This is a genomic window from Pseudomonas sp. E45-MNA-CIBAN-0222 (assembly GCF_040310405.1).
Lineage (GTDB): Bacteria > Pseudomonadota > Gammaproteobacteria > Pseudomonadales > Pseudomonadaceae > Stutzerimonas > Stutzerimonas stutzeri_AC.
In genome coordinates, this window is the sequence record NZ_JBEOPU010000001.1 from 121,727 (window position 1) to 141,306 (window position 19,580).

General features: G+C 63.2%; 13 protein-coding genes. 6 read left to right on the forward strand and 7 right to left on the reverse strand.

The features are described from left to right. Window positions 1-233: 233 nt before the first annotated feature. Complete coding sequence (locus tag AAEZ08_RS00550) at window positions 234-908, reverse strand: TIGR04211 family SH3 domain-containing protein (protein ID WP_014820418.1); 675 nt, start codon at window positions 906-908, stop codon at window positions 234-236. A gap of 427 nt (window positions 909-1,335) precedes the next feature. After that, on the reverse strand, window positions 1,336-2,109 hold the full coding sequence (locus AAEZ08_RS00555; RefSeq protein ID WP_014820417.1) for a TerC family protein: 774 nt from the start codon (window positions 2,107-2,109) through the stop codon (window positions 1,336-1,338). A gap of 330 nt (window positions 2,110-2,439) precedes the next feature. On the opposite strand from AAEZ08_RS00555, the gene AAEZ08_RS00560 reads away from it, so the two are divergent. The 4 genes from AAEZ08_RS00560 (at window position 2,440) to AAEZ08_RS00575 (ending at window position 8,141) form a co-directional block, all read left to right on the forward strand. Next, window positions 2,440-5,466 carry a PAS domain-containing hybrid sensor histidine kinase/response regulator gene (locus tag AAEZ08_RS00560; RefSeq protein WP_500123523.1) on the forward strand — a complete coding sequence of 1,009 codons (3,027 nt, stop codon included), beginning with the start codon at window positions 2,440-2,442 and terminating at the stop codon, window positions 5,464-5,466. A 131-nt stretch (window positions 5,467-5,597) separates the two neighbouring features. Continuing rightward, a complete protein-coding gene (locus AAEZ08_RS00565; protein ID WP_500123524.1) occupies window positions 5,598-6,926 on the forward strand; it encodes a TrkH family potassium uptake protein in 1,329 nt (442 codons plus the stop codon). Next, entirely contained in the window at window positions 6,916-7,620 is a 705-nt protein-coding gene (locus AAEZ08_RS00570) for a potassium channel family protein (RefSeq protein WP_058065999.1), read from the forward strand. The genes AAEZ08_RS00565 and AAEZ08_RS00570 overlap by 11 nt, the downstream gene beginning before the upstream one ends. A 131-nt stretch (window positions 7,621-7,751) precedes the next feature. After that, the gene (locus AAEZ08_RS00575) at window positions 7,752-8,141 is read left to right on the forward strand and encodes a GFA family protein (RefSeq protein WP_500123525.1); all 390 of its coding nucleotides are present in this window, start codon (window positions 7,752-7,754) and stop codon (window positions 8,139-8,141) included. Window positions 8,142-8,144: 3 nt separating this feature from the next. Here the strand turns inward: AAEZ08_RS00575 and AAEZ08_RS00580 are convergent, their stop codons facing one another. The 5 genes from AAEZ08_RS00580 to AAEZ08_RS00600 all read right to left on the reverse strand — a co-directional run bounded on the left by AAEZ08_RS00580 (window position 8,145) and on the right by AAEZ08_RS00600 (window position 14,299). Beyond that, window positions 8,145-10,493 (reverse strand): FdhF/YdeP family oxidoreductase, encoded by a 2,349-nt coding sequence (locus AAEZ08_RS00580; protein WP_500123526.1) that lies wholly within the window; start codon window positions 10,491-10,493, stop codon window positions 8,145-8,147. Continuing rightward, window positions 10,490-11,293 (reverse strand): formate dehydrogenase accessory sulfurtransferase FdhD, encoded by an 804-nt coding sequence (gene fdhD / locus AAEZ08_RS00585; RefSeq protein ID WP_500123527.1) that lies wholly within the window; start codon window positions 11,291-11,293, stop codon window positions 10,490-10,492. Before fdhD ends, AAEZ08_RS00580 begins: the two co-directional genes overlap by 4 nt. 101 nt (window positions 11,294-11,394) lie before the next feature. Next, on the reverse strand, window positions 11,395-12,297 hold the full coding sequence (locus AAEZ08_RS00590; protein ID WP_500123528.1) for a LysR family transcriptional regulator: 903 nt from the start codon (window positions 12,295-12,297) through the stop codon (window positions 11,395-11,397). 45 nt (window positions 12,298-12,342) lie between these two features. Further along, window positions 12,343-13,377 (reverse strand): AraC family transcriptional regulator, encoded by a 1,035-nt coding sequence (locus tag AAEZ08_RS00595; protein ID WP_427701851.1) that lies wholly within the window; start codon window positions 13,375-13,377, stop codon window positions 12,343-12,345. Between the two features lie 7 nt (window positions 13,378-13,384). Further along, window positions 13,385-14,299 (reverse strand): GGDEF domain-containing protein, encoded by a 915-nt coding sequence (locus tag AAEZ08_RS00600; protein WP_003282017.1) that lies wholly within the window; start codon window positions 14,297-14,299, stop codon window positions 13,385-13,387. A 744-nt stretch (window positions 14,300-15,043) separates the two neighbouring features. Between AAEZ08_RS00600 and AAEZ08_RS00605 the strand changes: the two genes are divergently transcribed. Both AAEZ08_RS00605 and AAEZ08_RS00610 read left to right on the forward strand, forming a co-directional pair. Next, window positions 15,044-17,524 carry a TonB-dependent receptor gene (locus AAEZ08_RS00605; protein ID WP_500123529.1) on the forward strand — a complete coding sequence of 827 codons (2,481 nt, stop codon included), beginning with the start codon at window positions 15,044-15,046 and terminating at the stop codon, window positions 17,522-17,524. Window positions 17,525-17,598: 74 nt separating this feature from the next. Continuing rightward, window positions 17,599-19,512 (forward strand): phytase, encoded by a 1,914-nt coding sequence (locus tag AAEZ08_RS00610; protein ID WP_500123530.1) that lies wholly within the window; start codon window positions 17,599-17,601, stop codon window positions 19,510-19,512. The last annotated feature ends 68 nt before the right edge of the window (window positions 19,513-19,580 follow it).

Here is a 19,580-nt window from a genome sequence, read left to right on the forward strand (position 1 = left end):
CGGCTCAAACACGAGCCTTGAAGCGGAGGCGGTGGGGCGCCTCGGCATGCTTATAAAGTCCGGCGCATGGAGCGCCGGAATGGGGCGTGATTCATATCTGCGCTCTGCTTGACGGACCCGCCTTGCGAGAACGGAGACACAGCTACTGGCCACCGGGTACCAATCAGCCGCGAATGTCCATCAGCACCTGAGCGCGCCGGCGATCGTGCGCCTTTCGGCCGGCCCGCTTATGGTCAGAACCAGCGATCGTTACGCTTACGGCCGCGGGTGAGCATTGGCAGGATCAGGCCCACCAGCAGCCCAGCACCGGCGATGCTGCCGCCATAGACCATGTACTGCATGAGCACCTGTTTGTTCTCGTCGCCGAGCCGCGCCTGGGTCGTACGCAGTTCCGACTGTGCTTCGGTCAGCTCCGCCTCGAGGGCGATGCGGCGGGCGTCGAGTTCGTCGATCAGAGCTTTGCGCGAGTCCAGGGTTTCCTGCATGCCTTGCACGCGCACCTTCCAACTATCGTCGATGGTCTTGAGCTCCTCGCTCAGTTCGGCGACTTGCTGTTCAAGCTGCGGCAGGCGCTCGGCCTGGCCGGGAACGTCCTGCAGTTCCTTGCTGGGTATCCAGACGTTGCTGCCGGACTCCGAGCGGACCTGACTGTAGTCGCCCTGGGTGCTGATCAGCTCGACCTTCTGCCCCGAGGTGAGCGTGCCGACGATGCGATAGCCGTCGGTGGGGCCGCTACGTACGTAGGTGTTCAGGCTGTCGCTGACCCAGCGCGCGTTATCGGACGATTCCTGGGCATCCACAGGCCCTGCAATGAGCAGGGCGCCGAACAGACTGGCGCCGATGACCTGGCGCGGCTGGGAAAAGCTGAACCGGGAGAGCAAGGCAAAAAGATGAAGAGATATGGACATGAAAAATTCGCGTTATTGGAAGAATAGGACCCAAGCGTGAGGGTGGTGAGGTCGGCTGCATCTGGCACGCGAGACTCTGGGCCAGCCGCAGAGAAAAGCACCGCTTTTAGTGGCCGGACGCGGTGGCAGCCACAGGTCGGAGCCCGACGTGCAAACGGCACGAAAATGAAGATGCTCCGCGGGCGCATCAGCTGACTGACCGTCTTCCCTGGCGAAAGTTCAGGCGGTTTTTGTCGGGCTGACAATGCTGGCGATGAGGGGCGGCGAGCTCGGCAACTGTAGTCGATGCCATCCGCAAGCGGCTAAACCGCGGTGTGGGGCGGTGCGAGACCGAGCCGATCTCTATGCCAGCATGGCTATGAGAGCTTCGGCGCGGCGGGCCTGCTCCAGCGTGACTCCTGTTCGCTGATGCAGGCCCACCGTCAGTTTATTTCGATTGCTGTTGAGCGAGACCGAGCTGCTTCTGCCGTGCGCGCCGGGCCATCATGTTCAGCATCTCGACTCCGGCGGAGAATGCCATGGCGGCATACACGTAGCCCTTTGGTACGTGGGCACCGAAGCCCTCGGCGATGAGGGTCATGCCGATCATCAACAGGAAGCCGAGCGCGAGCATCACGACGGTCGGGTTCTCGTTGATGAATTTGGCCAACGGGTTCGCCGCCAGGAGCATCACGGTTACCGCGACGACCACGGCAATGACCATGATCGCAACATGATCGGTCATACCCACCGCAGTGATGATGCTGTCCACCGAGAACACCAGGTCGAGCAGCAATATCTGCGCAATCGCGGCGCTGAAGCCCATCGTGACGGCATTGTCGAGCTGCTTGCCTTCGAACATGTCGCCGCCGGGTGTCGGGTCGACACTGTGGTGAATCTCCTTGGTGGCCTTCCAGAGCAGGAACAGGCCGCCGGCGATCAGAATCATGTCCTTCCAGGAAAACGCATTGCCGAACAGTTCGATGACCGGCTCGGTGAGCTGAACGATCCAGGCCACCGTGCCGAGCAGGCCTAGTCTCAGGACCAGCGCCAGGCTGATGCCGATGCGCCTCGCGCGCTCACGCTGATGTTCCGGAAGCTTGTTCGTCAGAATCGAAATGAAGATCAGGTTGTCGATGCCGAGAACCACCTCCATGGCGATCAAGGTTGCCAGGGCAACCCAGGTGGTGGGTTCGGAGAAGAGCTGGATAAGCGATTCCATATGGATCTCTAGCGTGAGTGACGACGATCCCGCGTCTGGCGGGTGCGCGAGCATAGCTGCAAGGCAATCCGTAATAGAGCCCGCATTTTGGACCGCTTTGTATCAAATCGATTCAGTGCTCGACGGCGACCGCCGCGCGTGCGGTGCCCATCTGGGCAGAGCAGGGTCCTGGCGGAAATGATGCACCTGGGGCGCCACAGTTCGGCGAGCCAGGCCGCTTGATTTCGTGCAACCGCCTGGGCAGCTGCAAGTGCAAAGCCTGGCGGTTTCTGCTTTTATGACCTGCAGCACGCTGCGGGATTACCGCCCGCCCATTCATCACGATGCATAGTGGGAATAGCTCTGGAAAATCTGACCCGAGAGGAGCTGGTGGCTGAGGTGGCGCGCCTGCGCACGGTTCTGGACCGGGCTGGAATCGATCCGGATCCGGCCCTATCTCAAGTTCACCGTGATAGTCAGCCCGCCCGCGAGCAGCATCGTCAGCGCCCGACACCTGCACAGTTGGGTGCCTCCAAACATCTCCCCGAAACGCTGCATGCCAGCCTTCTGGCACTGGCTGGCAGCGAGGCACGACAGCGCGCGATATTCGAGAGCGCGATCGACTTCGCCATCATCCTGACCGACACCGCAGGCATCATCACAGACTGGAATGCCGGCGCCGAGCAGGTGATGGGCTGGACCGCAGACGAGATGCGTGGGCAGAGCGCGGAGCGCTTCTTCACGCCGGCCGATCGTGCCTGTGACTGGCTCGGCGAAGAGATGCAGAGCGCGCTACGCGAGGGCCGCGCTCTGGACGAGCGATGGCACTTGCGCAAGGACGGTCAGCAGTTCTGGGCAGCGGGCGAACTCTCGCCGATCCATGACGAAAACGGTGCACACCTCGGCTTCATGAAAATCCTGCGTGACCGCACCAGCGAGCACCTTGCGGGCCTCGCCATGGAAGACACCCAGGTGCGTTATCGGCTGGCCGCGAAGGCGACCAACGATGCGGTCTGGGACTGGGATCTGATCAGCAATCACGTGCTGTGGAACGATGCGCTGGAACATGCGTACGGCCATCCGCTGGCAAACGTCGACAGCTCCGGTGACTGGTGGCTGGCGCATATCCATCCGGATGACCGTGCACGTATTCACCGGTCGATCCACGCGGTCATCGATGGCAGCGAGGTGACCTGGACCGGCGAGTATCGCTTTCGCCGTCTGGATGGCTCCTATGCAGATATCCTCGACCGCGGTCATGTGATTCGTGACGTTCACGGCCAGGCCGTGCGGATGATTGGCGCGATGCTCGACCTGACGCGCATGCGCGCTGCCGAGGCGGCCTTGCGCCAGAGTGAGGAACGCTTCAGCACCATTCTGGAGACCATCGAGGCGGCATTCGCCATCGTTCAGGTCAAGTTCGACGCCGACGACAATCCCGTGGATTACTGCTTCCTCGAGGCCAATCCTGCGTTTGAGCGCCAGGCCGGCGTAGACCTGCGCGGCAAATGGGTCACCGAGTTCGCGCCGGATCTCGAGCAATTCTGGTTCGAAATTTACGGCCACGTCGCCAAGACCGGTGAGCCTACCAACTTCGAGAATTATGCCGAGGCGTTCGAACGCTGGTTCGATGTTCGGGCCGTTCGTGTCGGCGAACCTGCCGAGCGGCGAATCGCTATTCTCTTCAACGACGTCACCGCAAGACGGAATGCCGAGGAGCGCCTGCGCATCAGCGAAGGCCTTGCGCGCGAAAATGTGCAGCGTGTTCAGTTGGCTCTTGAGGCAGGCGCAATCATCGGCACATGGAATTGGCACCTGCCTACCGACCGCTTCACCGTGGATGAAGGGTTTGCGAACGCCTTCGGCCTTGACCCAGCGCTCGGACGGGAAGGGCTCAGTCTCGAGCAGATCATCGCAACCGTGCACCCTGAGGACAAAGAAGGGCTGATCGCGGCGATCAGCGAAGTCATCGGGCGCGGTGGCGCCTATGCCCACCAGTACCGGGTACGACGTACCGATGGCAGGTTCTATTGGATCGAGGCCAATGGGCGCGTCGACCACGCCGACGATGGCACCCCCTTGAGCTTTCCGGGTGTGCTGATCGATGTGGAGGATAGGCGCTCCATAGAGGCCGAGCGGGATCGTGCTACTGCTGCGCTTCGCGCGCTCAATGACACCCTGGAGCAGCGTGTTGCCGAGCGGACCGCCGAACTGATTCAGGCCGAGGAGAAGCTACGCCAGTCGCAGAAGATGGAAGCAGTCGGCCAGCTGACCGGCGGTCTCGCCCATGACTTCAATAACCTGCTGGCCGGTATAAGCGGCGCCTTGGAATTGATGAGCATGAGGATTTCCCAGGGCCGTCTGGACGACATCGACAAATACATGCTGGCCGCTCAGGGCGCTGCCAAGCGTGCCGCGGCGCTAACTCATCGATTGCTCGCGTTCTCTCGCCGGCAGACCCTCGACCCACGGCCGGTCGATGTCAACATGCTGACCGAAGGCATGAGCGAGCTGATCCAGCGCACAGTGGGGCCGAGCATCCTGCTCGAAACCGTCAGTGCGCCGGATCTCTGGCCGGCCTCGGTCGATGCCAGCCAGTTGGAAAACGCGATTCTCAATCTCTGCATCAATTCTCGTGATGCGATGCCCGACGGCGGGCGGATCACCATTGAAACGGCCAACCGTACGCTTGACCCAGACGAGGCTCATGCCTATGATCTGCCCGCCGGTGAATATCTGTCGCTGTCGGTAACCGATACCGGCACCGGCATGACGCCGAGCGTGATCGCCAAGGCGTTCGATCCGTTCTTCACCACGAAGCCGATTGGCGAAGGCACTGGTCTTGGTCTTTCGATGATCTACGGATTCGCCAAGCAATCCGGCGGGCAGGTACGGATCAATTCCGAAGTTGGCCGCGGAACATCGATGTGCATCTATCTGCCGCGCTACCACGGCAATGCCGGGAGTGGTGCGATCGCCCAGGCAAAATCGTCAACCACGCTTGCCGGCGCTTGCGGCACGATTCTGATCGTCGACGACGAGCCGACCGTGCGCCTGTTGCTGATGGATGTGCTTGGCGACCTCGGTTACACCCTGATCGAAGCCTCGGACAGTGTCGCTGGACTGAAGCTGCTGCAGTCTGATGTAAGCATCGACCTGCTGATCACCGATGTCGGACTGCCCGGTGGGATGAATGGAAGGCAGATGGCCGATGCCGGTCGCCAGGTGCGCCCCGGTCTAAAGACACTCTTCATCACCGGCTATGCCGAGAGTGCCGCGCTGGGCAACAGCTCGCTCGGGGCTGGTATGCAAGTGCTGACCAAGCCATTTGCAATAGATGTACTCGCCGCCCGGGTGCTCGAGATGATGAAAGCCTAGGGTCAGCCTTCGGGCGCTCTATTTCGGTCATCCTGTTGAAGAATCGATGCAATGCGCCTAGCCTCTCGCTCTGCTTTCAGGGCCGCCGATTCCGGCGGTTCTCACTCTTCGGATCCGTCAGTGTGGGTCGAATGAAATCACTGCTGCACCCCGGCAGGGTCGTTGCGCTCGTTTTTCTCATCGCCATTCTTTGCGGCACAGCGTTGCTGTCATTACCCGCTGCCCAAGCTCAGGGCGAATCGGCGCCGTGGATCACCGCTTTCTTCACCGCCGTTTCAGCGGTCAGCGTCACTGGGCTGGTGGTAGTCGACACCGGCACCTATTGGTCGACCTTCGGCCAGGTGGTGATCATGCTGCTGTTCCAGCTCGGTGGTTTCGGCATGATGACCCTGGCCACGCTGCTCGGGTTGCTGGTCAACCGCTCATTTCACCTGCGAACCAAGTTGATCGCCCAGGCCGAATCCCACGTGCTGGGTCTGGGTGACATCACCAGCGTGGCGAAACTGGTGCTGGTGGTGACGCTGGTGATGGAGCTGGCGGTGATGCTGCTGCTCACCCTGCGCTTGCATCTGACACACGGCCTCGCCTGGCGCGATGCAGCCTGGAGCGGGCTGTTCCACGCGGTCTCGGCATTCAACAATGCCGGGTTCTCCATTCACGGCGACGGTCTGGTCCGCTATGCCACCGATGCGCTGATTCTGACACCGGTCATGAGCGCCATCGTGATCGGCGGGATCGGCTTCCCGGTGCTCTACGATCTGCGCAGCAAGTGGGCCGATCCGCGGCATTGGTCGCTGCACACCAAGCTCACTCTGTCGGGGACCGCGGTACTGCTCGGGGGCGGCTTCCTGGCCGTGTTGCTGTTCGAGTGGTCCAACCCGGGCACGCTCGGCCCGATGGCCTGGGCGGACAAGATGCTTTCGGCGGCATTCGTTTCCGTCTCGGCGCGTACAGCCGGCTTCAATGCCATCGACATCGGCGCGCTGACCCACGAGAGCTGGGCGCTGCACTATTTCCTGATGTTCATCGGCGGTGGCAGTGCCGGGACCGCGGGCGGGGTCAAGGTCGGGACCGTGGCCATCCTGGCGCTGATGGTGATCGCCGAGATTCGCGGCCGGCCCGACGTCGAGGCTTTCGGTCGGCGGGTCGGCAGTTCCGTGCAGCGCCAGGCCATCACTGTGCTGGTATTGGGCAGCGCTCTGGTGGTGCTGGGTACGCTGGTCATTCTGCGCGATACCGATATCCCCACCGATCAGGTCATCTTCGAAGTCATCTCCGCTTTCGGCACCGTCGGCCTGTCCACCGGCATTACCGCTGACCTGCCGGAAACCAGTCAGCTCATGCTGACGCTGCTCATGTATGTCGGCCGGGTCGGCACCATCACGCTGGCCGCTTCACTCGCACTGGGCGAGCACCGCATGCCATACCGCTATCCGGAGGAACACCCAATTGTTGGCTAAATTGTTGTTTTCAGAGCAATTTTCGTTCTCAAAAGGCGACAGTGTAGTGGTCATCGGGCTGGGGCGGTTTGGCAGCTCGGTGGCGCGCTCATTGACGCGTCTGGGCCATGACGTGATGGGCATCGATCAGGCGGCGGAGCCGGTGCATGCCTGGGCCGATCTGCTGACCCATGCGGTGCAGGCCGATTCCACCAATGTCATGGCGCTGCGCCAGCTCGGGGTAGCTGATTTTCCTCACGCCATCGTCGGCATCGGCACCGACATGGCGGCGAGCCTGATGACCATCATGGCGTTGACCGAATTGGGCATTAAAGACATCTGGGTCAAGGCGCTGACTGCTGAACACGGACAGATCGCCACGCGGATCGGCGCGCATCATGTGGTCTATCCCGAAGCGGACATGGGCGAGCGGGTCGCCCATCTGATCTCCGGGCGGATGGTGGATTTCATCGAGTTCGACGACGGCTTCGCCATCGCCAAGATCCATGCGCCGGAACGCGTTCATAACGCGACGCTCGCCGCGGCCGGGGTGCGCGAGAAGTTCGGCGTGACCGTTGTCGGCCTCAAGCGCGCCAATGAGGATTTTCAGCATGCGACGCCCAGCACCCAGGTGCTGCCGGGTGATCTGCTGATCGTTTCGGGCCCGACCCATGACATCCAGCGCTTCGCCGGCCAGGGGCGCAAGCGAAGCTGAGGCCTGGGGCTACGCGCTCCTTTAGTGCGGTAGCCGAGAGGCGACTACGCTTCTCGGGCGGTCGAGCCTGCGGTTCAGTGATCGATAGCCTGGGCTCGCTGCTTCCTTCGTTGAATTAGAGGACGCCGAATGTGAATTCATTAACTGGAGGCTGCCTGTGCGGCAACCTGCGAATCGTGACGGCGGGGCAGCCCTATCGGGTCGGGATCTGCCACTGCCTGGACTGCCGCAAGCATCATGGTGCTTTGTTCTACGCAGCTGCGGTGTTTCCGCAGGATGCGGTGACCGTCGAAGGAGAGACGGCCGAATATGCCGGACGGCATTTCTGCCCGCGCTGTGGCTCTTCGGTTTTTTCCCGCCTCGCTGATGAAATCGAGGTGCATCTCGGCGCCCTGGATGCACCCGACCAACTGACGCCGACCTACGAATGCTGGACCGTGCGCCGCGAAGCCTGGCTGCCGCCGTTTCCGCTTCACCGGCGCTATCAGCACGATCGCGACGACTCAAGCCGCTTCGAATAAGCGTTATTGCCCGCTGGCGATCAGCTGCTGCTCTGTTTTCTGGGTGTTCGGCAGCACGCGAATCGCGATGAATTTCGAAGTTGGCGTGTGGCTGCGGTCGCCGAAGCTTTCCAGCGGTACAAGCGGATTGGTTTCCGGGTAGTAGGCGGCGGCCTGGCCGAGCGGGGTGTCGTAGGCGAGCAGGGTAAAACCGCGCACGCGGCGTTCGATGCCGTCGTCCCACAGCGATATCAGATCGACCTGCTGGCCGGCTTGCAGGCCCAGGCGCTGGATGTCGGCGGGATTGACGAACACCACATCGCGCATGCCCTTCACCCCACGATAGCGATCATCCAGGCCATAGAGCGTGGTGTTGTACTGATCGTGGGAGCGCAGCGTTTGCAGGATCAGGTCGGCCTCCACGCCGTCATGGCGGGCTTGCTCGGGCAGCAGATCGGCGGGCAACGGTAGCGCCTTGAACTCGGCGCGACCGCTGGCGGTGTTCCATTCGCGCCGGGCAGCGGCATTGCCCAGGTAGAAGCCTCCAGGGCGATGCAGGCGGTGGTCGAAGCCGGTGAAACCGGGAATGGTGGCCGCGATCAGCTCACGGATACGGGCGTAGTCCTCCACCAGCCAGAGCCAGTCCACCGGGTGTTTGCCAAGCGTGGCGGCGGCGATGCCAGCGACGATGGCCGGCTCCGAGCGCATCTCGGCGGACGCGGGCTCGAGCTGGCCCCGGGAGGCGTGGATCATGCTGAACGAGTCTTCCACGGTGACCGCCTGCGGGCCGCAGGCCTGGCGGTCGATGTCGGTGCGGCCGAGGCACGGCAGGATCAGCGCGTCGCGGCCCATGGTCAGGTGGCTGCGGTTGAGCTTGGTGCTGATCTGTACGGTCAGCGCACAGTTGCGCAGCGCCTGCTGGGTGCGCGGGGTGTCCGGCGTGGCCTGGGCGAAGTTGCCGCCCAGACCGATGAACACCTTGACCTGCCCGGCGAGCATGGCCTGGATGCATTCCACGGTGTTGTAGCCGGGCTGGCGCGGCATCGGCAGGTCGAACTGGCGCTGCAGTGCATTGAGCAGCGCGAGCGGCGGCCGCTCGTTGATGCCCATGGTGCGGTCGCCCTGTACGTTGCTGTGGCCGCGCACCGGGCAGGCGCCAGCGCCGGGCTTGCCGAGGTTGCCGCGCAACAGCAGCAGGTTGGCGATTTCCTGGATGGTCGCCACCGAGTGACGGTGCTGGGTGATGCCCATCGCCCAGCAGACGATGGCCTTTTCGGCGTTGCGGTAGATTGCGGCTGCGTGGCGAATGGTTTCGCGGTCGAGCCCCGACTGCTGCTCGATCAGCGCCCAGGGCGTGGCTTCGACCTCGGCCAGATAGGCGTCCAGCCCGTGGCTGTGCTCAGCCAGAAACGCGTGATCGAACACCGCCGGCGCACCGCTGGCCTGGGCTTCCTGCTCCCATTGCAGCAGGTACTTGGCGATGCCGCGCAGCACCGCGAGATCGCCACCGAGATTGGGCCGCAAGTAGGCACTGTGAGTCGGCGCGTCCTGGTTGGCGAGCATCTCGATGGGCTTCTGCGGGTGCTGGAAGCGTTCCAGCCCGCGCTCGCGCAATGGATTGAAGCAGACCACCTGAGCGCCGCGTTCCACAGCCTGACGCAATGGTTCGAGCATGCGCGGATGGTTGGTGCCGGGGTTCTGGCCGAGGACGAAGATCGCATCGGCGTGATCGAAATCCTCCAGCGTCACCGTGCCCTTGCCGACGCCGATGGATTCGGTCAGGGCGACACCGCTGGCCTCGTGGCACATGTTCGAGCAGTCGGGAAAATTGTTGGTGCCGAAGCTGCGACCGAACAGCTGGTAGAGATAGGCCGCTTCGTTGCTGGCCCGACCGGACGTGTAGAAGGCTGCCTGGTGCGGACTGTCCAGGCCGTTCAGGTGATGGGCGATCAGCGCAAAGGCATCGTCCCAGCTGATCGGCAGGTAGCGGTCGCTGGCGACCTCGTAACGGACCGGTTCGCTCAGGCGGCCCTGGTATTCGAGCCAGTAATCGCTCTGCTCGCGTAACTGGCTGACGCTGTGGCGGGCGAAGAACGCGGCGTCCACGCGGCGGCGCGTGGCTTCCCAGTTCACCGCCTTGGCGCCGTTCTCGCAGAACTTCACCGCACCGGCTTCCGGCGAGTCACCCCAGGCACAGCCGGGGCAATCGAAGCCGCCGTTCTGGTTGGTGCGCAGCATGGCGCGGATGTTCTTCAGCGCGTTGCCACTGCCGAGCCAGGCGCTGGCCACGCTGCGCAGCGCGCCCCAGCCGCCTGCCGGGCCGGCGTAGGGCTGGAAACGGGTGGCGGGATGGAAGCGGGACGTGCGGCTCATGGGTGGCATCCGTTCTGTTCGGGCAGCGCGGGCGCCGGGCTGTAGACCCGCGGCGCGCTGTGGTGGGGCAGGTGAATGAGATTGAGGTGATGCCGACGCGCCCACTCGACGGTCAGGTGGGTCGGCGCGGACAGACTGACCAGGGTGCCGATACCGGCGCGCACGGCCTTGTGGATCAGCTCCAGGCTGCAGCGGCTGGTGACCACGACGAAGCCTTCGCTTGGCGTACGGCGCTGCAGCATCAGCGCACCGATCAGCTTGTCCAGGGCGTTGTGCCGGCCGATGTCCTCGCGGCACAGGGCGATCTCTCCGTTGCCGTCGATATACAGTGCCGCGTGCAGTGCGCCGCTATCGCGGGCCAGCAGCTGGGCGCTGGCGATGCGCTGGCGCAGATCGTGGAAATGCCCTTCGGGCGGCAGATCGATTGGCGAAAGTGGTGCGAGCTGCGGCAATGCCTGCTCCAGCGCCTGCACACCGCACAGGCCACAACCGCTGTGGCCGGCCAACTGCCGCCGTTGCTGCTTGATGTGCCAGAACGCCCGCGGGCTCACCTGCACTTCGGCATGCTGCGCGCTGCCATCGCCCCGCAAACGCAGGTCGCGTAGATCATCGATGCGCTCGATCAAGCCGGCGCTCAGACTGAAGCCGATAACGAAGTCTTCCAGATCCAGCGGCGTCACCATCATCACGGCCTGATTGAGGCCGTTGTAGCTGATGGCCAGGGCGCATTCGTCAGCCAAGGGGGCCGCGCCGAGATCCGGAGCATTGGCGCTTGGGGCGTTGAGGGTGGCGTATTGCATGGCGATGGCCTGCGACAGGTCGACGCAGGGAGCCTAGGAGCGCAGGGAGGGATCGTCCAATCGCTATGTTCGATAGGGTGATCGAGCGTGTCGATCGCCCGTCAGGAGATGGCAGGTCTTTGCCGCTGCAACAGCTCGCGCGCTTCGTTGAAACAGGCTTCGCCCAGCGCGGATCGCAGTGAGCCGCGACGCAGGATCAGCCCCAGCGGCGCGAGGGTACTGGCGTTGTCGATGGGCGTCAGGGTCAGTCGGCTGTCCAGTGCTTCGAGGCCGCTATCCAGCGGCATGATTGCGCAACACAATCCGGCCCCTACGGCCTGCAGCAGATGGTGCACGGCATCGGTCTGCAGCCGCGGTGCCAGACTCAGGCCACGGCTACGCATCGCATGGTCGATGGACTGGCGAAAGTGCATGCCGCCGGTCAAAAGACCGAGCGGAAGATCGGCGAGGGCTTCCCAGCGCAGCGATGGCGCGTCGAAGCGAAAATGGCGCTCGTCATGCAACAGCCCCATGCGGGTTTCGCCGAGCGGGAGGCTGGTGAAGTGCGCGTCATCCAGCCGTTCCAGGTAGGACAGGCCCAGGTCCAGCAGATTGCGATTGAGCCGTTCGAGAATCTGATCGCTGCTCAACGCGAACAACTCGAAGCGCAGGTTCGGATGGCGCTCGCCGAAGGCCTGCACCAATTGCATCGGGTCGAAACCGGCCAGCGGCACCACGCCCAGGCGCAAGGTGCCGACCAGCTGGCCACGGCAGGAGGCGGCTTCGGCCAGCAGGCCGTCCTGTGCGGCGAGCAGGCTGCGCGCCCAGGCCAGGATGCGTTCGCCTTCGGCGGTGAAGCCTTCGAAGCGCTGGCTGCGGATCACCAGTTGCAGGCCGAGTTCGTCTTCCAGGCTGCGCAGGCGCATCGACAGCGTCGGCTGGGTGACATGGCAGCGCGCCGCCGCCTGACCAAAATGACGTGTTTCATCCAGCGCCACGAGAAACTTCAGCTGCTTGATATCCATGCCCGCTCGCCTCGAAGGTAATGCGGACGGCACCTTAGCACGCCGTCAGGGGGCGTCGAACAGCGGCTGCAGCCCACTGGGCACCACGCCGGTCCAGCGTTTGAAGGCGCGGCGGAAGTTGGTGGTGTCGTTGAAGCCGAGGTGCCGCGCCACGGCCTCATTGCCGAGGCCTCGAGCCTGATAGAGGTAGAGCGCGACGTGCGTGCGCACCAGATCGAGCTGTTCCTGGAAGTGCGTGCCGTGCTTGGCCAGCTTGCGCTTGAGCGTCGCCGGACTCATGGCGAACGCCAGGGCGACGCGCTCCAGGTTCAGCGGCTCGCGGATGTTGTCATGCAGGTACTGATAAAACGCATCGAGAAAGGCGCAGGGGCCTTCCAGCGCTTCGATCTGCTGCTGGCTGGCCTGCTGCGCGACCTGGCCTACCGTGGCCGAGGCATCCGGCCAGGGCTGATGCAGGTACTCGCGGGGCAGGCTGAGTAGGGTCAGGTGACGGTCGAACTGCAATGCATCGCCCAGATGCACCCAGTACTGCTCGACGTGGCGCGGCTGCGGGTAGGCGAACTGGAAGCGCCACGGCAGGCGCAGGCCGCTGCCGCGCTTGCACAGTGCGACGATAGCGGTCACATGCGCCTCGATTAGAAACCGTTGGTGCCGACCGGCGCTGCCGTCCAGCCAATAGATGTGCAGCTGGTGCTCGTCCAGCAGCATGCGGGGTGCCAGCAGGGGGCAGAGCAGGGCGCGGAACTGGCTAAGACGCTCCAGCGCCTGTTCGAGGTTGCCGGCATTGGCCAGTGCCAGGCTGACATCGCCGTAGTGCCCGGGCAGCAGGCGCTGGCCAAACAGAAAGCTGCTGTCTGCAGCGCCCAACAAGCGTTCGGTGTTGCCGATGAGCGTCAGCAACTGCTCCGGGCTGACGCGGGCGCGGCCGCTGGCGATGTCCTCGTAGAACAGCCCACTGCCGCGCAGCAGTGCATGGCTGTCAATGCCGCGCGAGAGCGCCAGGTCCAGCAATACTGCCGGCTGGTGGTGTGCGGCGATGAAGCGAGTGTCCCATTCGTACCAATGTGACGGGCTTTCCATGATCGCCTCAGGCGCAGCGGGGCAGGGATTGCTTGGCCTTGGCCAAGCCGAGGTTGAGGCGTTTCAGTAGTTGCTCGGCATCGTCGTCGAAGGCCATCACCACCGCGGTGCTGGCGCGCAGATGCAGGCGCTCGCCGTGCTGGCGCGTCTTGTGCGCGAGGCTGGCGACGGCTGTCTGCAACTCCTCGGCGAGCTGCCGCGCCTGCTGCTCGGCGGTATCGGGCAGCAGCACGACGAAGCGATCACCGGCTAGGCGGCAGAGCAGGTCCTGATGGCGCAGGTTGAGCACCAGCAACTGTGCCACTGCCTGTAGCACCAAATCGCCTTCGTCCTGGCCATAGCGCTGGTTGACCCGGCTGAACTCATCGAGGTCGACCGCCATAAGCGACAGCGGGCGTTGTTCGTCGCTGGCCTGGCGCAGGGCCATATCGAGCTGGCGGCGCAGGTATTCCGCGGTGCCGAGCGGAGTCAGGTTGTCGAACAGGCGATGTTCGCGAAACAGGCGCTCGCGCTTGTTCATCTGCACGTTGATGGCGCGCTGCTCCTGATTGAGGTGGTAGATACCGAAGGTCAGCAGTATCAGCCCGACAGGCATCGGGGCTGTCTCCAGCCAGTTGTCCCAGGTGGCGGTGGCGGGCAGCTGAATGAACTCGTCGAGGACGTCCATCCACCACGAAAAGCAGATGCATGCCAAGCCAAGTGCCAACAGCCTCGTAACCCGACCGGCCGGGCGACTGTGCAACAGCATCATCAGCCAGGCGAGTGTGAGTACGGCGCAGCCGCCTTCGCCGACCACGTCCATCCAGTCGATCTCGGCCCAGGTCTTTAACTCGCCTGCGGCGAGCAGAATCTGCAGGCCAGCGTTGGCGGCCAGGGCGAGGCCGAGGAGGGTGAGGGTATGGAGTTTGAGGAGGGATTTCATGAGGTCTCCGTGGCGGGTTCGCGCCAGTGCGTGAGGGCACGGAAACAGATGGATGTGACAGTTGGATGAATGGGGTGGGGGTTGAATTGGCTCAGGGGGTTTTTGGTCTTTTGGGGCGTCGGACGAATTAGGGCGACCTACTTTTTCCAGTCGCGGAAAAAGTAGGCACAAACGCTCGCCCCTGCATCCGGCCACGGCTGCGCCGGAGTTCGTTCTCTCCGCCGCCGCTCCGAGGGTCGCCGTACAAGGGCCATCCATGGCCCTTTACGGGGGAACGCCTAGTTCTCTCGCGGCATCCATGCCGCTCGCCCCTCTACACGACGCCTCCGTTCACCCTCCTGAAGGGGCAATGGGGAGTCGCTGGGTAGGCCGTGCGAGCAGAACAATGAACTGGCTTGAGCTTCCCCAGGTTAGAGGATCACTCATAGGACAAACCACATCCCGAGCCCACCAGCAAACTGTCCAATCTTTGGTTACTTTTTTCCTGGCCGGGCAGGCGCGTCTGGAAAAAGTGACTCGCCCAGCAGGGCGAAACAGAAACTGTCGACCTCTTCGAAAAACGGCTCTGGCGTGCAGTCCACCCTGAAAACAGGTCATATCAGCTCAACCCCACCCCCAGAATCCCCCAAAACCCATTCTTCCAACCCCTCCCCAAACTTCCTGTCACAGAACCGCCATATCCCCTACTTACCGTCCGCTGCAGTTCCGGGATGGACCCGGTAAATACCGTTCGGGGGATTGTTCATGAGCACATACCGCAGTGGCATCCGCGGTGCTGGATTCCGCATCAGCCTGCTGGCCCTGGCCGTCAGTGCCGGTTCGGCCTGGGCCGAAGAGCCACTTGTCATGGAGCACGTTGAGGTTGTCGGTCAGGCCGTCAGTATCGATAAAGCACTGAAGGATCAGCGCCGTTCCGACAGCGTGAAGAGCGTCGTACATGCCGATGGCATCGGCCAACTGCCGGACGACAACGCCGCCGAGGCGCTGCAGCGCATTCCTGGCCTGTCCGTCGAGCGCGACCAGGGTGAAGGGCGCTTCGTAAGCGTGCGCGGCATCGCGCCGGATCTGAACAGCGTCACCATCAACGGCACCCTGGTGCCCTCACCGGAAAGCGGTCGTCGCGCGGTAGCGCTAGACGTGCTGCCCTCGGAACTGGTGCAGTCGCTGTCGGTGGTCAAGACGCTGACTCCGGACATGGATGCCAACTCCCTCGGCGGCACAATCGAAGTGGAGAGCTTGTCCGCCTTCGATCACGATGGGCTGTTCTACAGCATCAGCGGCGAGGGCAGTTACGACGATAACGTCGACAAGACCAGCCCGAAATTCTCTGGTGCGATCAGCAATCGCTTCAGCCTGGGCGATGGCATCGACAACTTCGGCGTTGCCGCGGCGGTTAGTTGGCAAGAGCGCGATTTCGGTTCGGAGAACGTTGAAACCGGCGGCAAGTGGGATTTCGACGACGCGGCCCGGTTGGAGGAAGTCGAGCAGCGTGATTACGAAATCACTCGTGAACGCACCGGCTTTGGCTTGAACTTCGACTACAAGCCGGATGACGTCAGTAGCTACTACCTGCGCACGCTGTATAGCCGTTTCAAAGACACCGAAACCCGGAATGCCGCGGGCGTCGAGTTTGCAGATCCCCAGGCGCCCGGTGAGACCGGCGATGCCGAGGGCTGGCGCGAGCTGAAATCCCGCGAGGACACCCAGACCATCCAGTCCTACGTGTTCGGCGGCGAACGCATGATGGGTTTGTGGACGCTCAGCGGTCAGGCCGGTTACAGCCAGGCGCGCGAACGCAACCCAGGCGGTATTGCTGGTGCGACATTCGAAGGAGACTTTGCGGACGTCGGCTATTCCAGCAGCCGCAAGCCGCGCCTGACAGCGGGCTCGGCATTCTACGATCCGAACGCGTTCGAACTGGACGAGGTGGAGTGGGAGAAGAGCGACACCCGCGACCGCGAAAAGAACATCCGCCTGGATCTGGCGCGCGAGTACGACATCCAGGGGTACGCCGCACAAGCCAAGTTCGGCGGCAAGGTCAGCCGACGCCACAAAGACAACGACAGCGAAGTCTGGATTTACGACGATTTCGACGGCCTGACCTTGGCTGATTTCCAGAGTGGCAAGGTCGATTACGCCCTAGGCCGCTTTGGCCCGGGGATCAGTGCTTCGGCTATCAAGGGTGCCATCGCCGGTCTGGATTCCAGTCAGTTCTACGACGAGGAGGAGTCACGCATCAACGACTTCGACATGCATGAAGACATCAACGCTGGCTACCTGATGAACACCGTGGACATCGACCGCTGGCGCTTCATTGCCGGCCTGCGCTACGAAGGCACCCGCTTTCGTGCCAAAGGCACCGGCATGCGCGATGACCAGTTCGAGTCGATTTCCAGTAGCAACAGCTATCACCACTGGCTGCCAGGCCTGCACGCACGTTATCAGCTGGCGCCCGACACCATGATTCGTGCTGCCTGGACCAACAGCGTAGTCCGGCCGACCTTTGGCCAGCTTGCGCCTGGCTTCGTTATCGACGGCGACGATGCCTCGTTTGGCAACCCTGATCTCAAGCCGCTGGAGTCGGTGAACTACGACCTGGGCATCGAGCATTACATGGGGCGCGCCGGCGTGGTGTCGGCCTACCTGTTCTACAAGGACATCGACAACTTCATCTACAACACCGACCTCGCCGGCACCGGCGAGTGGGGCGCATTCGATGAAGCCCTGAGCTTCCAGAATGGCAGCAGCGCCAAGCTCTACGGCCTGGAGCTGGCCTACTCGCAGAAGCTCGACTGGCTGCCCGCACCGTGGAACGGTGTATTGCTGGGCGCCAATGCCACCTTCAGCCAGTCCGATGCGGACATCGAAGGGCAGGGCATGAAGCGCAGCATCGACCTGCCGAATCACTCCGACACGGTCGCCAACCTGATGCTCGGCTGGGAGAACGATCGCCTCAACGTGCGCCTGGCTGCCAACTACAAGTCCGATTACCTGTACGAAGTGGCCGGCATCGACGACAAGGCCCACGACCTGTACGTCGACGACCAGCTGTTCGTCGACTTCAAGGCCGGTTACTTCCTCACGCCGAGCCTGCAGCTGACCTTCGAGGCGCTGAACCTGACGGACGAGTCCTACTACGTCTACACCGGGCGCCACGCCTTCAACGCTCAGTACGAAGAATACGGCCCGACCTACAAGCTCGGCCTGACCCTGACCCACTTCTGACCTTATGCCGCCCCGGTGCCCGCCGTCCCCCTTTCGGCCGGGCATCGGCACGCGGCAGCCTGAATGGAAACACCATGTACGCATTATCCAAAACCGCGCTGCTCGGCCTGTGTATCGCCCTGGCGGCTTGCCAGTCCGTAAAGCAAGATGAACCCTCCAACGCGGTGCAGTTGAGCTCTATCGAGCCCGTGCAGGATGGCCTCGAGTACGCCCAGCTGATGAGTAACACCCCCTGGTCCAGCGCCGAGCGCATCCAGCTTGATGCCAAGGGGCTACACCTGGTGGACGCCAGCGGCCGCACCCTTGCTGAATATGCCGGGCGCTTCGAAGGGCTCGACCATCGCGCGGACCAGCAAGGGCTGCTGCTGGCCACCGTCGAGCGCAAGCGTCAGCAGGCGATGTTGATCGGCCTGGATGCCAAGCGCGCCTGGAGTCAGCCGCTCTATCTGCCGCGTACGGCCTTCGCCATCGAAGGGCTGTGCCTGTATCGCGACAGTGCCCGCAATGATTTCGTTTTCCTGGTTGGTGAGGAGGGTGTCGGCGAGCAATGGCTGGTGGCTAGCCAAGGCCGCCTGCTTGGCGAGGCGCGCCGGGTGCGCGGTCTAAGCTTGCCGCCGGAAAGCGCTTTCTGCCAGACCGACGACGCGACGGCACAGCTCTACGTCAACGAGGAAAACGTCGGCTTGTGGCGGTATCCGGCTGATGCCGAGGCGCCGTTGCAGCGTGAGCCTGTGGATCTGCGCCAGCCCTTTGGCCATCTGGCTGAAGCGGCGGCCGGAATGGCGTTGGTGCCAGGCGGGCTGCTGGCACTCGACCCTGAAGCGCCGGCGTTGCACCTGTACCGCCAGACTCAGGACGGCTGGAAAGCCGACGGTGTCGTTGCTCTTGAGGATTTCGATGAGCCAGAGCAGATCAGCGCTCGGCGCACTCAGGACGGCATCGAGCTGTTGTTGGCGGACGAGCGCGGCCTGCATCGCGCTCGCCTGGCCTGGCAGCCGCAAGCGCTAGCGCAAACTGCGCCGATCATCAGCTTGCCGGCAGCAGCCGAGACCGACGCCGTGCCTAGCCTGGGCGATGCGGCGGACGATCCGGCCATCTGGGTCCACCCGCGCAATCCGGCACAGAGCCGCGTGCTTGGCACCGACAAAAAGGGCGGTCTGCTGGTGTACGACCTGAATGGGCGTGAGGTCCAAGACCTGCGGGTCGGTCGGTTGAACAACGTCGATGTGCGCAGTGATTTCCGCTTGGGCGCAAAACAGGTCGATCTGGCAGTGGCGAGCAATCGGGATCGCAACAGCCTGCATCTGTTCGCCATTGATCGCGTTAGCGGCATGTTGGCCGACATCGGCCAGATCGCTACGCCGCTGACCGATATCTACGGCCTGTGCATGTTCAAGGATCGCCAGGGCGGCATCCATGCCATCGCCAACGACAAGGATGGCACCTTCGTGCAGTACCGCCTCGACGGTACGACCGGGCAGCCGCGTGGCGAGCTGGTACGGCGCTTCAAGGTGGAGACCCAGCCGGAAGGATGTGTCGCGGACGACCGTAATGAGCGGCTCTTCGTCGGCGAAGAGGATGTCGCGGTATGGGTGTTGGACGCCCGAGCCGAGGCACCGACCGCGTTGGAAAAAGTGATCGACGTAGGCGGGCCAGTGCATGACGACATCGAAGGCCTGGCCCTTTACCAGGGCACGAGAGGCGATTACCTGGTCATTTCCAGCCAGGGCAACGACAGCTATGTGGTGCTCGATGCCCAGGCGCCCTATGCCGTACGCGGTGCTTTCCGCATCGGCCTGAATGCCGAGCGCGGTATCGACGGTGCGTCCGAGACCGACGGTTTGGAAGTCACTTCAGCCAACCTCGGCGGGATTTGGGGCCGCGGCATGCTGGTGGTGCAGGACGGCCGCAAGCGCATGCCCGAGGGGGCGCAAAACTACAAGTACCTGCCCTGGTCGGCGGTTGCCGATGCGCTCGGCCTGGACTGAATGTCATCGCCCTGTAACTGACCTGTCATCCAATAGCAGCTGCCCACTCGGGGCAGGAGGAAACGATT

What these genes read in the sequence shown, in the direction of transcription:
- AAEZ08_RS00590 (WP_500123528.1), bottom strand. Translation starts at nt 12,297, where the DNA reads ATGGATATCAAGCAGCTGAAGTTTCTCGTGGCGCTGGATGAAACACGT.
- AAEZ08_RS00550 (WP_014820418.1), bottom strand. Translation starts at nt 908, where the DNA reads ATGTCCATATCTCTTCATCTTTTTGCCTTGCTCTCCCGGTTCAGCTTT.
- AAEZ08_RS00565 (WP_500123524.1), top strand. Translation starts at nt 5,598, where the DNA reads ATGAAATCACTGCTGCACCCCGGCAGGGTCGTTGCGCTCGTTTTTCTC.
- AAEZ08_RS00600 (WP_003282017.1), bottom strand. Translation starts at nt 14,299, where the DNA reads ATGAAATCCCTCCTCAAACTCCATACCCTCACCCTCCTCGGCCTCGCC.
- fdhD (WP_500123527.1), bottom strand. Translation starts at nt 11,293, where the DNA reads ATGCAATACGCCACCCTCAACGCCCCAAGCGCCAATGCTCCGGATCTC.
- AAEZ08_RS00605 (WP_500123529.1), top strand. Translation starts at nt 15,044, where the DNA reads ATGAGCACATACCGCAGTGGCATCCGCGGTGCTGGATTCCGCATCAGC.
- AAEZ08_RS00610 (WP_500123530.1), top strand. Translation starts at nt 17,599, where the DNA reads ATGTACGCATTATCCAAAACCGCGCTGCTCGGCCTGTGTATCGCCCTG.
- AAEZ08_RS00580 (WP_500123526.1), bottom strand. Translation starts at nt 10,493, where the DNA reads ATGAGCCGCACGTCCCGCTTCCATCCCGCCACCCGTTTCCAGCCCTAC.
- AAEZ08_RS00595 (WP_427701851.1), bottom strand. Translation starts at nt 13,377, where the DNA reads ATGGAAAGCCCGTCACATTGGTACGAATGGGACACTCGCTTCATCGCC.
- AAEZ08_RS00555 (WP_014820417.1), bottom strand. Translation starts at nt 2,109, where the DNA reads ATGGAATCGCTTATCCAGCTCTTCTCCGAACCCACCACCTGGGTTGCC.